This is a genomic window from Brevundimonas sp. (genome assembly GCF_036676055.1).
In the GTDB taxonomy this organism is placed as follows: Bacteria; Pseudomonadota; Alphaproteobacteria; order Caulobacterales; family Caulobacteraceae; genus Brevundimonas.
Map to the genome: position 1 here is coordinate 1 of NZ_JAKFDS010000085.1, position 13,474 is coordinate 13,474.

Here is a 13,474-nt window from a genome sequence, read left to right on the forward strand (position 1 = left end):
CTTGCCGGCGCCCGACGGGCCCATGTCCTTCAGCTCGGCCTTGCGGGCCGACAGCTTCTCGATGACCACGCCGGTGTATTCGTCGTCGACGTCGATGACGACGTCCTCGATCGGCTCCAGCCGCTCGCCGTTCTCGCCGGTCTGATAGACCACGCGCGGACGCGAGATCGACAGTTCGAAGCCTTCCCGGCGCATGTTCTCGATCAGCACGCCCAGCTGCAGTTCGCCGCGGCCGGCGACCTCGAAGGCGTCCTTGCCGCCGGTCTCGGTGACGCGGATGGCGACGTTGGCCTCGGCTTCCTTCAGCAGGCGGTCACGGATGACGCGCGACTGGACCTTGTCGCCTTCGCGGCCGGCCAGCGGGCTGTCGTTGACCGAGACGGTCATGGAGATGGTCGGCGGGTCGATCGGCTGGGCCGGCAGGGCCTCGGTCACTTCGAGGGCGCACAGGGTGTCGGCCACGGTGGCCTTGGACATGCCCGCGATGGCGACGATGTCGCCCGCCTCCGCGTCGTCCACCGGCTGGCGCTTCAGGCCGCGGAAGGCCAGCACCTTGGTGATGCGGCCCTGTTCGATGGTCTTGCCGTCGCGCGACAGGGCCTTGATGGCCATGCCCGGAACGGCCTTGCCGCTCTCGATCCGGCCGGTCAGCAGGCGGCCCAGGAAGGGATCGCTCTCGATCAGCACGTTCAGGATCTGGAACGGCTTGTCCTTGTTCTGGACCTGCTTGGGCTCCGGCACATGGTCGACGATCAGGTCGAACAGCGGGGCCAGGTTGTCCGACGGCTGGTTCAGGTCCAGCGTCGCCCAGCCGGCCCGGCCCGAGGCGTAGATGTGCGGGAAGTCCAGCTGCTCGTCGGTCGCGCCGATGGCGGCGAACAGGTCGAAGGCGGCGTTGTGGACCTTGTCCGGATCGGCGTGGGCGCGGTCGACCTTGTTGATGCAGAGGATCGGCTTCAGGCCCATCTTCAGCGCCTTGGTCAGCACGAATTTGGTCTGCGGCATGACGCCTTCCTCGGCGTCGACCAGCAGGACGCAGCCGTCCACCATGCCCAGGATGCGCTCGACCTCGCCGCCGAAGTCGGCGTGGCCCGGGGTGTCGATGATGTTGATGCGGGTCTCGCCCGCCTTGCCGTTCCACAGCACGCTCGTGCATTTGGCCAGGATGGTGATGCCGCGCTCACGCTCCTGATCGTTGGAGTCCATGGCGCGCTCGGTCGTGGCCTCATTGGCTCGGAACACGCCCGACTGGGCCAGAAGCTGGTCCACCAGGGTGGTCTTGCCGTGGTCGACGTGGGCGATGATGGCGACGTTGCGGAGATTCATTTCGGACTCGGGCGGACTGTGTTCGGTCGCGGAAGGTCCGCGCCGCTGCAGGGAGAGGCGTGATTGCGGGAAGGCGCGCGCCTCTTACAGGGGCGAACGGCGAAACGCCAGTGCGCGAGGAACACGCACCGGCGTAACGACAGGCCTTATGGCCGAGGAAAGCGGCAAGCTGAGGGCGGGATCAGACCCTGGCGGACCGGTTCCGCACCCAGCCATAGAGGGCCAGGGTCAGAACGACGAAGGCCGCGACGCCCGCCAGCATGGCCGGCCAGGTCGAATCCTCGGGCAGCATGGCGAAGGGCGCGTCATTGCCGGTGGAGACGATGACGCCCGCGGTCATGACCAGGAACAGGCTCTCGCCCACGATCAGGCCCGAGGCCAGCAGGACGCCCATGCGGCGGCCGACGTCGGCGAACCGCGTGGTCTTGATCGCCTTGTCATAGATCCAGCCACAGACCGCCCCGATCACCAGCATGGTGGTCACCGCGGCGGGCAGGTAGAAGCCGATGCCGACCGCCAGCGGGGGCAGTTTCATCTTCCCTTTCGTCGCGCCGTTCAGCACGGCGTCCAGGATGATGATGACCACGCCGATCACGGCGCCGAGGCCGATCAGGTCCCAGCGCAGGTCGCCGCCGATCACGCCCCGGGCGAGGGCCGAGATCAGGGTCGCCTGCGGCGCCGCCAGCGGCTCGTCGGCGATGCCGGTCGGTCCGCCCTCGAAGCCGAAGGCCTTGTTGAGCAGGTTGAGGATCAGCGGAATGACGATGGCGCCGGCGACGACGCCGACGATCAGGGCCGTCTGCTGTCGCCACGGGGTCGCCGCGACCAGCTGACCCGTCTTCAGGTCCTGCAGGTTGTCGTTGGCGATGACGGCGACGGCGAAGACGATGGCGGTCACGATCAGGGCGAAGGCCACCACCGACGGGTCGGCGGGCAGGCCGGCCAGGGCCAGAACGCCCAGCATCAGCACCGAGGCGATGACGACGGCCAGGATGCCGACGCCTGACACCGGGCTGTTCGACGAGCCGATCAGTCCGGCCATGTAGCCGCAGATGGCGGCCACGGCGAAGCCGATGAAGACGACATAGATCAGGCCCCCGCCGACCAGCAGGGCGGTCGAGCTCGCCAGCGTCGGATTGCCCTGGGCGAACCAGGCCAGGATGAAGCCGATGCCGATCAAACACGCGACCGAGAGACCGGCGACGATGTTGATCGGAATGTCCTGCTCGGTGCGGTCCAGCACCTCGCCGCTCCGACGGCGGCGGTTGGCGGCCAGGGCCGAGGTCAGGCCGCCAATCAGCGGTCCGGCCAGCTTGATCAGGGTCCAGATCGCGGCCACGCCGATGACGCCGGCGCCCATGAAGCGGACCTCGCGGCTCCACACCGTGCCCGCCAGCTCCTCGGCGCCGACTCCCGCAGGCAGGGTGGTGGCGATCGACGGAATGCCGTTGGCGGTCAGCCAGGCGATGGTCTCGGGCGAGGTCAGGATCGGCACCGCGATGCCCCAGGCCAGGATCAGGCCGAACAGCTGCGCCAGGCCGACGCTCAGTCCGATCAGATGGCCCGCGCCCAGCAGGGCGAACTGCATGCCGAAGCCGAGACCCGTGGCCCCGCCCCCAAGCGACGCCGGCAGTTTGATGAACCGGGCCGCCTCGCCGGCGAAAACCCGGCCCGCGACCAGCAGGGCGTAGCCCGCCGAAACGACGGCGCCGGTGATCACGACCCACAGCCCGGACGCATTCTCGCGCACGGCGCTTTCGGTCTGTTCAGCGCCCCGCGAGCCGACCGTCAGCACCTCGGCGGCCGCGACGCCCTCGGGATAGGGCAGGTTCGCCTCGACCACGAGGGCCCGGCGCAGGGGAATGGAGAAGGTCACCCCCAGCACGCCGCCGAAGACGCAGATCAGCACCGACTCCCAGAACGGGAACTCCAGCCACCAGCCGACCATGACCAGGCCGGGCAGGACGAAGATGATCGAGCTCATGGCGCCGCCAACCGAGGCGACGGTCTGGACCGTCATATTCTCCCAGATGGTCGACGTCTTGAACATCCGCAGGATGGCCATGGAGATGACCGCCGCCGGAATGGCCGAGGCGAAGGTGAGCCCGACCTTGAGCCCCAGATAGGTGTTCGCCGCCGTGAACACGACGGCCAGCAAACAGCCCAGCACAAGAGCGCGAAGCGTCAGTTCGATGCGCTTGCCGACAATCGGCGGCGTCTTCTCAACGGTGTCGGTCACGTCAGGCCCTCTCCCATGGTTACGGCGGAGGTAAGCCGAGAACCGGCGGCGGGGCAATCGCCCTTGTGGCGGGGGCGGATTGACAGGCGCGCGCGCCGGGCGGAGCGTGACCGTGAACGGAGGGGACGGCATGAAGCGGATCATCACGGCGGCCGCCATCGGGCTGACCTGTCTGGGCGGCGCGGCCGGCGCGCGGGCGCCGCAGGCGTCGGCGGCGGATGTCATCAAGGGGCGGCAGGGGGCGATGATGCTGTCCGGCGTGGCCATGGCCTCGATCAAGGGCGCCATCGACGCGGGGCAGCCGCTCGCGAGTCAGCGCTTCGCCACCCGTTCTCTCTCCCGCTGGGCCCACGCCGTGCCGGGGATGTTCCCCGCGGGTTCCGGACCCGAAGCCGGCGTCCAGACCAACGCCAGGGCCGAAATCTGGACCGACCGCGCCGGGTTCGAGGCCAAAGCCGCGGACTACGCCGCCGCCGCCGACCGTCTGGCGGAGCTGGCGACGGGCGAGGACGCCGCCGCGTTCGGGGTCCAGTGGACCGCCGTGCGCGCGACCTGCCAAGCCTGCCACGACGCCTACAAGGCCCAATAGTCGTCGGGCGGGACGCTCTGCTGGCAGTTCGCGGAATTATAGTCGGATTGGCGCGAAAATCTCCTGAGAAAACAATCTTATGGATAATTCCAGAGCCTGTTTTTCCGCCTGAGGGCGGACACGGCGCATACTGATCCTTCGCGTCTGTTCCGACGCCGGGTCTTTGAAAATCCGTCTTCCGCCGCCCCGCCGAAGGTGTCGCGTCCGTTTCCCGGTCATCGTCGGCGATGCCGACTCTGCCCCCCGAATTTCGACGCCGGCCCCGACCTCGGCGATGTAGACTCTGCCGACTTCGCCCCCCGTTTTTTCATCCCTGTGGACCCGCCCATGCCCGAGCTTCCCGAGGTCGAGACCGTCCGCCGCGGCCTGCAGCCGGTCCTCGAGGGCGCGCGGCTGACCCGCGTCCGCCAGAACCGTCCCGACCTGCGTTTCCCCTTCCCCGAACGGTTCGCTGAACGCCTCGCCGGCGCGACCGTCGAACGGATCGACCGCCGGGCCAAATATCTGCTGATGCCCCTGTCGACCGGCGAGACCTGGGTGACCCATCTGGGCATGACCGGCCGCTTCACTCTCGACGGCGAACAGCTGGGCGAGTTCGAGGAGGCCGCGCCGGTCGCCGGCAAGCACGAGCACGTCAGCCTGTGCGCGGTGCGCGGACCCTCGACGACGCGGCTCGGTTTCGCCGACGCCCGGCGCTTCGGCTTCATGGGCCTGATCCCCACCGACGCGGTCGACGCCCACCCGTGGTTCGCCGGCCTCGGCCCCGAGCCGCTCGGCAACGGCTTTTCCGGCGCCCATCTGGCCGAAGCCTTCGCGGGCAAGAAACAGTCGATCAAGGTCAGTCTGCTGGACCAGCGCATCGTCGCCGGCCTCGGCAACATCTATGTCTGCGAGGCTCTCTATCGGGCCCGCATCTCGCCGCTCGTCGCCGCCGGCAAGGTGTCGAAACCCCGGCTCGAAACGCTCGCCGCCGTCGTCCGCGACGTCCTCAACGACGCCATCGCCGCGGGCGGCTCGACCCTGCGCGACTTCGCCAACGCCGAGGGCGGGCAGGGCTATTTCCAGCACCGCTTCGACGTCTACGGCCGCGAAGGGAAACCCTGCCCCGGCGAAGGCTGCCACGGCGTCGTCAAACGCCTCGTCCAGGGCGGGCGCTCCACCTTCTTCTGTCCCTCCTGCCAGAAGCGCTGACGCCATGACCCACCGCATCATCCTGTTTCGCGGCATGAACACCGGCGGCGTGCGCGCCCCGGTGGCCGAACAGCGCGCCATGGCGGAAGAGATCGGGCTGAAGAACCCCCGCACGCTTCTGGCCAGCGGCAACCTCGTGGTCGAAAGCGACAGGCCGACCGCCCGGCTGGAGGACGAGGTCGAGACCGCCATGGAGCGCCGCTTCGGCCTGAAGATCGCCGCCATGGTCCGCACGCCCGACCAGTGGGCCGAACTGGTCGCCGCCAATCCCTTTCCCGATGAGGCGGCCGCGCATCCGTCCAGGACCCTGGCCATGGTCATGAAGGCCGGGATCCGGGAGGGAGCGCTCGAGGCCTGCCGCGCGCTCGCCGGGGGCGGAGAGCGGGTTGAGGCGGCCGGCGGCGTCCTCTGGTTCTGGTTCCCGAACGGTCAGGGCCAGTCGGTCATCTTCAAGAGAGCCACGCCGCGCCTTCTGGGCATGGGCACGGGCCGCAACTGGAACACGGTGCTGAAGCTCGGCGAGATGGTCGGCCTTTCGCCGGCGTGACCGGATCGGTATGCAGGCCGCAGACGAGGAGACCCCCATGGCCGACACCTACGACACCCTGCTGATCGAACGCCACGCCGACGGCTATGCGGTGGCGACCCTGAACCGGCCCGAGGCCCTGAACGCGCTGAACTCGGCCCTCTTCAAGGACCTGTCGGACTTCCTCGACGCCGTCGAGCACGACGACAGCGTGCGCTGCCTGATCCTGACCGGTTCGGGCGACAAGGCCTTCGCCGCCGGCGCCGACATCAAGGAGATGTCCGACCAGTCCTACGCCGACATGTACAAGGCCAATTTCTTCTCGCTCGGCCACGACCGCATCACCCGCTTCCGCAAGCCGATCATCGCCGCCGTCAACGGCTTCGCCCTGGGTGGCGGCTGCGAGCTGGCCATGCTGTGCGACTTCATAGTGGCGTCGGAGAAAGCCAAATTCGGCCAGCCCGAGATCAACCTCGGCGTCGCCCCCGGCATCGGCGGTTCGCAGCGCCTGACCCGCCTGGTCGGCAAGTCCAAGGCCATGGATATGGTCCTTACCGCCCGGATGATGGACGCCGCCGAAGCCGAGCGCGCCGGCCTCGCCGCCCGCGTCGTGCCGCACGACACCCTACTGGACGAGGTCCGCAAGATCGCGGCGAAGATCGCCTCGCAGAGCCCGCTGGCCGTCATGGCCAACAAGGAGATGGTCAACGCCGCCCTCGAGACGACCCTGACCCAGGGCGTCCAGTTCGAACGCCGCCTGTTCCATTCGCTGTTCGCCTTCGAGGACCAGAAGGAGGGCATGGCCGCCTTTGTGGAGAAGCGGAAGCCGAACTTCACCGGGCGCTGAGACTCGCCTTGATCGCATCCAGCCTTTCCGCTATAGCCGCGCGCTCTTGAGATTTTCGCGCCGTGGACGTGTGCTCCGCGGCGTTTTCCGTTCGAAGGTTTGACTGATGGCCAACAATGCCGGCGCCAAGAAAGCGATCCGCAAGATCGCTGCCCGCACCGAAGTGAACAAGGCGCGCCGTACGCGCGTCCGCACCTTCCTGCGCAAGTTCCAGGAAGCCGTCACGGGCGGCGACGCCGGGGCCGCGAAGGCCGCCTTCGTGGAGGCGCAATCCGAGCTGATGCGCGCCGTCACCAAGGGCGTGGTTCACAAGAACACGGGCTCGCGCAAGGTGTCCCGCCTGGCCGCCCAACTGAAGAAAATGTCGGCTGCCTGACAGAGCGGCCTCCGGACGGCCTTTCATCGGGCTGTCATGGTAAAGACGAACGATTTCAACGGCGAGGAAGCAACCGCTTCCTCGCCGTTTGCACGTGCGCCGCTAACCCGCAGGCGCCGGAATTGTGCTCGCTTCGGTGGCGAAATCGAGGATTCCGTTGACGGCGTTTGGCTTTAGCGGAGTCAAACAATTTAACTGCCGATTACGAATCGAATCAGCGTTGACGCCCCCCGCTCCCGGCGTAAGTTTGGGGCTCTAACGCACTTCCATCCCTCCACGGATGAACACGGCGCGGGACCAGTTTCGCGTCGGCGTGAGATGTCAGATTGTGAGCATGACCCCTCCGGGGCGGCGCCCAGCCGCAACCGAAAGGAGAAGTCGTGCCCGATCCAGGCCGCTCGAAGGGCGTCAGATGATGGTTTCTTTTGGCGGGTGGCTGAACATGGCGGGGGGCGCGCAAATGGCGGGGATGACCGATCCGGATCGTATCTGGACCGAGGCGGCAGGTCGCCTGCGCAGCGAGATCGGCGAGGGCGCGTTCAGCTCCTACATCGCCCCCTCGGCGGTGCGGGCCGACGGCGCCGGCCAGCTGATCCTCGTCACCCCGACCGCCTATGCCCGCGACTGGGTTCGCAAGAACGCCCTGCGCCGCATGAATGAGCTGTGGCTCGGCCTCGACGGCCTCTCACGTCGCCTCGAAGTCCGTTGCCGGGCCGAGATGGGCTCAGTCGCCCCGGCCTCGCAGGTCGCCGCCGGCCGCGCCGAGGCCCCCGCGGCCAATGTCGTGCCAATGCCGGTCGCCACCCATGGCCCGGTCGCCGACGGGGCCCGCGCCGTCCGCGCCGCCGGCCTGCAGGAACGTCTGAACTTCGACAGCTTCGTGGAAGGTCAGGGCAACGCCTTCGCCCTCGCCATCGCCCGCCAGGCCGCCGCCTGGGCCGACGGCCACTTCAATCCGATCTTCTTCTGCGGCCCCTATGGCTACGGCAAGACCCACCTGCTGAACGCTATCGCCTGGGAGGCCCAGCGCCTGCGGCCGGACGCCAAGGTCGTCTATCTGACCGCCGAGCGCTTTCTGTCGACCTTCGTACGGGCCATGCAGGACCGCTCGACCGCGGCCTTCAAGGAAAGCCTGCGCGGCGCCGACATGCTGCTGATCGACGACGTCCAGTTCGTCGGCGGCAAGGCCTCGACCCAGGACGAACTGCTGGCCACGCTGACCAGCCTGATCGAGGACGGAAAGCGCATCATCCTGTCGGCCGACCGTCCGCCGATGGCCCTGACCGAGGTCGAGCCGCGCCTGCGCAGCCACCTGGCTTCGGGCCTGACCTGCCCGGTCGAACCGGCCGACCGCGCCCTCAAGCTGGCCGTCGCGCGCAATCGCATCGCCGCCCTCGCCAACCTCGGCGTCGTCTCTGGCGAGGCCCGCCCGGACGTGCTGGAGCACCTGGTCGACCGCACGCCCGGCTCGATGCGCGAGCTGGAAGGCGCCGTGAACACCCTCGCCGCCGTCGCCGGCGCGCGGCTGTCGGCCCTGACCGTGGACGAGACCCAGACCCTGCTGGGCTCGGCCCTGCGTGGCGGCCCCGAGCGCCGCATCACCGTCGACGAGATCCAGAAGACCGTCGCCGAGCATTTCACCCTGAAGCAGGCTGACCTGCTGTCGGAGCGCCGCACGCGTTCCGTCGCGAGGCCCCGCCAGATCGCCATGTGGCTGTGCAAGCAGCACACCACCCGCTCGTATCCGGACATCGGCCGCCGTTTCGGCGGGCGGGACCACACCACGGTCCTGCACGGCGTGCGCAAGATCGAGGAGCTGATGGCCCAGGACGACCAGATCGCCCGCGACGTCGAGGCGCTGACCCGCAAGCTGCGCGGCTGACCCCGGCCGGACCGGCCTCCCGGCCTGCAACGAGAAAACAGGGGGGGCAGGTTCGGCAGGGTCGGCAACGGCGTTACGGGGGGCAGAGTCGGCAGAGTCGGCATTGACTCTGAGGAATTTCAGCGACCCGGCGATTTCGCCATGTCGACTCCGCGGCTCCTGCGGCGGAGCGGCGGGGATTCGGTTCTCAAAGACCAGCAACGCACGGCGCGCATTATGCCCCCGCCGTTTCCTCAGGCGGGAAGATCGCGTCGGGAAAAGGCGATGTGTCTGGAAAGGCGGCCGGTTTTCCGCCCAAACCGACTATAATTCCGGCGATCGCCAACACAGCGTCAGGGCCGCCACGGGCCCGCGGGCGCTTTGTCCACAGACAGCAGCCGCCTCTTCCCGGATCGCGCGGCCCGGAACCCCTGCCCCTTCCTTGCCCCGCGCCGCCAATCCGCTAGTGTCCAAGGCCCTCTAGTCGCGGTGACGCTTTGAGTCGCCGCTCCCGGGCGAGACGACATGCAGCTGACCATCGAACGATCCGCGCTCCTCAAGGCCCTCGGGCATGTCCAGAGCGTCGTCGAGCGCAGGAACACCATTCCGATCCTGTCGAACGTCCTGCTCAGCGCCGGCCGCGACAAGCTCAGCTTCGCCGCCACCGATCTCGACATGGAGATGGTCGACGAGGCCGAGGCCCAGGTGAATGTCGAGGGCCAGATCACCGCCCCGGCCCACACCCTGTACGAGATCGTCCGCAAGCTGCCCGAGGGGGCCGAGGTCTCGCTGAGCTACAATGGCGACGACCCCCGTCTGGTGGTCCAGGCCGGGCGTTCGAAATTCAACCTGCCGGTCCTGCCGGCCGGCGACTTCCCGGTCATGTCGACCGACACCTCGGGCACGCGCTTCTCCCTGCCCAAGGAAGACCTGGCGCGGCTGATCGACAAGACCCGGTTCGCCGTCTCGACGGAAGAGACGCGCTACTATCTGAACGGCCTGTACCTGCACACGGTCGCCGAGGCCGGCATTCCGCTGCTGCGCGCCGTGGCCACCGACGGCCACCGTCTGGCCCTCGCCGAAACGCCTGCTCCTGAAGGCGCGGCCGGCGGCCCCGGCGTCATCGTCCCGCGCAAGACCATCGACCAGGTCCGCCGCCTGCTGGACGACGGCTCGGGCCCGGTCGAGGTCATGGTCTCGCCGCAGAAGATCCGCTTCGAATTCGGCCAGGCCAGCCTGACCTCCAAGGTCATCGACGGCGCCTTCCCCGACTATATGCGCGTCATCCCCAAGGGGAACGACAAACAGGCCGACATCGACAACGCCGTCTTCGCCTCGGCCGTCGACCGCGTCGCCACCATCTCGGCCGAGAAGAGCCGCAGCGTGAAACTGGCCTTCGACCTCGACCGCGTCACCCTGACGGTGCGCAACATGGAGGCGGGCCAAGGCGTCGAGGAGGTCGAGATCGGCTATTCCGAAGAGCCGTTCGAGATCGGCTTCAACGCCCGCTACCTGCTCGACGTCGCCGGCCAGATCACCGGCGAGACCGCCCACTTCAAATTCGCCGACCCGGCCAGCCCGACCCTCGTCCTCGATCCGGGCGATCCGGGCGTGCAGTACGTGCTTATGCCGCTGCGGGTGTAGGACGTGGGGATCCCCCCGCCCGAGGAGGCTGGCGCGGCGCTCGAAGCGGCGATCAGAGCCGCACAGGACGGCGGAAACCTCGATGACCTCGCGTCGGCGTTCATGAATTCGTACGTCGTCGTCATGCTCGCGGAAGACCCGGGCCCTGACCCTCAGGCCATCTCCCCGCTGACGGTGTCGACGCCGGAGGGCTATCTCGCGCTCGTCGTCTTCACCACCGCGGGGAAATGCTCGAACTGGTCCCGCAATGCGCCTCAATATCCCCACGCGCTTCTGGTTCGCGCCGAGTGGATTCTGAATGTGGTCGGCGACGAATACGGCATCGCCGTGAACCCCGGCGAGGCCGTCGGCTTCAGCATGCCGCCCTACGGCGTCGCCAGGATGAAGGCGCGCGGGGGCCAGGCGGGCCAAGGCCGGTAAGCCTCGCATCCCCGGGTTGGGAAGGGGTTCAATAGTGGCTAGGGGTTGGTGGCGACGGATGCGCTCCATCCGGCCCCTCATCACCAGTCCCCGGCCAATCGCTTGATCACCGCCCTCACCCTCACCGACTTCCGCTCCTATGCGAGCGCCAGCCTGCCCGTCGCGGCGGGGACGGTGGTGCTGCACGGGCCGAACGGGGCGGGGAAAACCAATCTGCTCGAGGCGCTGAGCCTGTTCACCCCGGGCAAGGGGCTGCGCGGGGCCAGCGCGCCGGAGATGGGGCGGCGCGAGCCGGGCGAGGCGGGCGGCCGGGCCTGGGCCGTGGCGGCGGTGCTGACCGACGGCGAGGGCGAGACGAAGCTGGGCACCGGGGTGCAGGTGGCGGGCGCGGCCCGTCGCATCGTGCGCATCGACGGGGAGACGGCCCAGCCGGGGCGGCTGCTCGACCACCTGCGGCCGGTCTGGGCGACGCCGGAGCAGGACCGGCTGTTCTCCGACGCCCGGGCGGCGCGCCTGAAATTCTTTGACCGGCTGGTGTTCGCGGCCGACCCGGACCACGCCGCCTCAGTCGGCGCCTATGAGAAGGCGCTGCGCGAGCGGTTGCGGCTGCTGACCGACGGGGCCGAAGGACAGCCAGCCGATCCGCTGTGGCTCGACGCGCTGGAGCTCCGCCTCGGCGAGGCGGGGGCCGCCGCCGCCCTCGCCCGCGCCGCCGCCCTCGTCACCCTGCAGGCGGCCATCGACGAGCGCGGCGACCGCCCCTTCCCGCAGGCCGACTTGGGACTGACCGGAGAAGCGGAGGCCATGGCCGCCGCCGGGGCGGGCGCCGAAGCTATCGCCGGAGCGATCCGCGAGGGCCTGGCCCGCAGCCGCGCCCGCGACGCCGCCGCCGGCCGCTCGCTGTACGGTCCGCATCGCTCGGACCTGACCGCCCTGCACCGCGAGAAGAACCGGCCGGCCGCCGAGGGCTCTTCGGGCGAGCAGAAGGCGCTGGTGCTGAACCTGATCCTGGCCCAGATCGCGCGGCTGTCCGACCAGTCCGCCGCGCCGATCCTGCTGCTGGACGAAGCCCCGGCCCACCTCGACACGCGCCGCCGCGCCGCCCTGTTCGACGAGATCGAGGCTTTGGGGCTGCAGGCCTTTCTGACCGGGACCGAGGCGGAGCTGTTCGAGCCCCTGCGGGGGCGGGCGCAGTTCGTGCGGGTCGAGGGCGGGGCGTTGACGACGGAGGGCTGAGCCCCTCACCCTTTCGCCTTGCCGATCGCTTCGCTCCGGAGGCTCAAGCCCTCTCCCGCCGGGAGAGGGACTCGAGAACCCTCAGCCGAACTCCGCTTCCAGATCGGCCAGGCGGGCGGCCTGGTCCTCGGCGATCAGGGCGTTGAGCATCGGGTCGAGGTCGCCCTCGAGGATCTGCGGCAGGCTGTGCAGGGTCAGGCCGATGCGGTGATCGGTGACGCGGCCCTGGGGGAAGTTGTAGGTGCGGATGCGCTCCGACCGGTCGCCCGAGCCGACCTGCGACTTGCGGGCGCTGGAGCGGGCCAGGTCCTTCTCCTGCCGCTGCATGTCGTAGAGGCGGACGCGCAGGTTCTTCATCGCCTTGTCGCGGTTGACGTGCTGCGACTTCTCCGAGGAGGTCACCACGATGCCCGAGGGCATATGGGTGATGCGCACGGCGGAGTCGGTCTTGTTGACGTGCTGGCCGCCCGAGCCGGAGGCGCGGAAGGTGTCGATGCGGATGTCCTTGTCGTGGATCTCGATCTCGACGTCCTCGACCTCGGGCAGGACGGCGACAGTCGCCGCCGAGGTGTGGATGCGGCCGCCCGCTTCCGTCGTCGGCACCCGTTGGACCCGGTGCACGCCGCTCTCGAACTTCAGCCGGCCGAACACGCCCTCGCCGGTGACGGTGGCGATGATCTCCTTGTAGCCGCCGGCCTCGCCCTCGGTGGCGCTGTCGACCTCGACCTTCCAGCCGCGCGACTGGGCGTAGCGGGAATACATGCGGAACAGGTCGCCGGCGAACAGGGCCGCCTCGTCGCCGCCGGTGCCGGCGCGCACTTCCAGCACGGCCGAGGCGTTCTCGTCGGCGTCGCGCGGGGCCAGCAGCAGGGCGACGTCGCGCTCCATGTCGGGCAGGCGCTCGCGCAGGGTCTGCAGCTCGTCTGCGGCCATCTCGGCCATTTCCGGATCGGCCGCCATGGCCTCGAGATCGGCCATCTCGGCCCGGGTCTTCGCCAGCGCCATGACGGCGTCGGCGACGGGCTTCATCTCGGCGTGCTCCTTCGACAGGCGCACGATCTCCTGACCGTCGCTGGCCGCGCCCATGCGCGCCTCCACCTGGTGGAAGCGGTCGAGCACCTGATCGAGCCGGGCCTGGGGCAGTCGCAAGGGAGAGAAGTCCTCGGTTGGAAAGGAGGGGAGCCATAGCCCGACGGCCCGCGATCTGTCGATGGAGGCG

12 protein-coding genes are annotated in these 13,474 nt (G+C 69.1%); 9 read left to right on the forward strand and 3 right to left on the reverse strand.

The features are described 5' to 3' along the window. Both V6M45_RS13900 and V6M45_RS13905 read right to left on the reverse strand, forming a co-directional pair. A partial coding sequence (locus tag V6M45_RS13900; RefSeq protein ID WP_332657134.1) for a GTP-binding protein occupies positions 1–1,326 on the reverse strand: 1,326 nt, incomplete at its 3' end. A 181-nt stretch (positions 1,327–1,507) separates the two neighbouring features. Continuing rightward, on the reverse strand, positions 1,508–3,565 hold the full coding sequence (locus V6M45_RS13905) for an OPT family oligopeptide transporter (RefSeq protein WP_332657135.1): 2,058 nt from the start codon (positions 3,563–3,565) through the stop codon (positions 1,508–1,510). A gap of 130 nt (positions 3,566–3,695) precedes the next feature. Between V6M45_RS13905 and V6M45_RS13910 the strand changes: the two genes are divergently transcribed. The 9 genes from V6M45_RS13910 to recF all read left to right on the forward strand — a co-directional run bounded on the left by V6M45_RS13910 (position 3,696) and on the right by recF (position 12,255). Then, positions 3,696–4,154 carry a cytochrome c gene (locus tag V6M45_RS13910; RefSeq protein ID WP_332657136.1) on the forward strand — a complete coding sequence of 153 codons (459 nt, stop codon included), beginning with the start codon at positions 3,696–3,698 and terminating at the stop codon, positions 4,152–4,154. A 327-nt stretch (positions 4,155–4,481) separates the two neighbouring features. Then, positions 4,482–5,345, forward strand: a complete 864-nt coding sequence (gene mutM, locus V6M45_RS13915; RefSeq protein WP_332657137.1) for a bifunctional DNA-formamidopyrimidine glycosylase/DNA-(apurinic or apyrimidinic site) lyase — start codon at positions 4,482–4,484, stop codon at positions 5,343–5,345. A 4-nt stretch (positions 5,346–5,349) separates the two neighbouring features. Further along, on the forward strand, positions 5,350–5,892 hold the full coding sequence (locus V6M45_RS13920; protein ID WP_332657138.1) for a DUF1697 domain-containing protein: 543 nt from the start codon (positions 5,350–5,352) through the stop codon (positions 5,890–5,892). A 37-nt stretch (positions 5,893–5,929) separates the two neighbouring features. After that, on the forward strand, positions 5,930–6,718 hold the full coding sequence (locus tag V6M45_RS13925) for an enoyl-CoA hydratase-related protein (RefSeq protein WP_332657139.1): 789 nt from the start codon (positions 5,930–5,932) through the stop codon (positions 6,716–6,718). 106 nt (positions 6,719–6,824) lie between these two features. After that, positions 6,825–7,094: a 30S ribosomal protein S20 gene (rpsT, locus tag V6M45_RS13930; RefSeq protein WP_332657140.1), complete on the forward strand. Its 270-nt coding sequence runs from the start codon at positions 6,825–6,827 to the stop codon at positions 7,092–7,094. Between the two features lie 415 nt (positions 7,095–7,509). Continuing rightward, positions 7,510–8,976 (forward strand): chromosomal replication initiator protein DnaA, encoded by a 1,467-nt coding sequence (gene dnaA / locus V6M45_RS13935; protein WP_442880597.1) that lies wholly within the window; start codon positions 7,510–7,512, stop codon positions 8,974–8,976. Positions 8,977–9,480: 504 nt separating this feature from the next. Further along, complete coding sequence (gene dnaN / locus V6M45_RS13940; protein WP_332657142.1) at positions 9,481–10,599, forward strand: DNA polymerase III subunit beta; 1,119 nt, start codon at positions 9,481–9,483, stop codon at positions 10,597–10,599. A 3-nt stretch (positions 10,600–10,602) separates the two neighbouring features. Further along, positions 10,603–11,019, forward strand: coding sequence for an SseB family protein (locus V6M45_RS13945; RefSeq protein WP_332657143.1), 417 nt, complete (start codon positions 10,603–10,605; stop codon positions 11,017–11,019). A 102-nt stretch (positions 11,020–11,121) separates the two neighbouring features. Continuing rightward, entirely contained in the window at positions 11,122–12,255 is a 1,134-nt protein-coding gene (recF, locus tag V6M45_RS13950) for a DNA replication/repair protein RecF (protein WP_332657144.1), read from the forward strand. Between the two features lie 81 nt (positions 12,256–12,336). Here recF and prfA read toward each other — a convergent pair whose 3' ends face one another. After that, the gene (gene prfA / locus V6M45_RS13955) at positions 12,337–13,404 is read right to left on the reverse strand and encodes a peptide chain release factor 1 (protein WP_332657145.1); all 1,068 of its coding nucleotides are present in this window, start codon (positions 13,402–13,404) and stop codon (positions 12,337–12,339) included. Between the last annotated feature and the right edge of the window lie 70 nt (positions 13,405–13,474).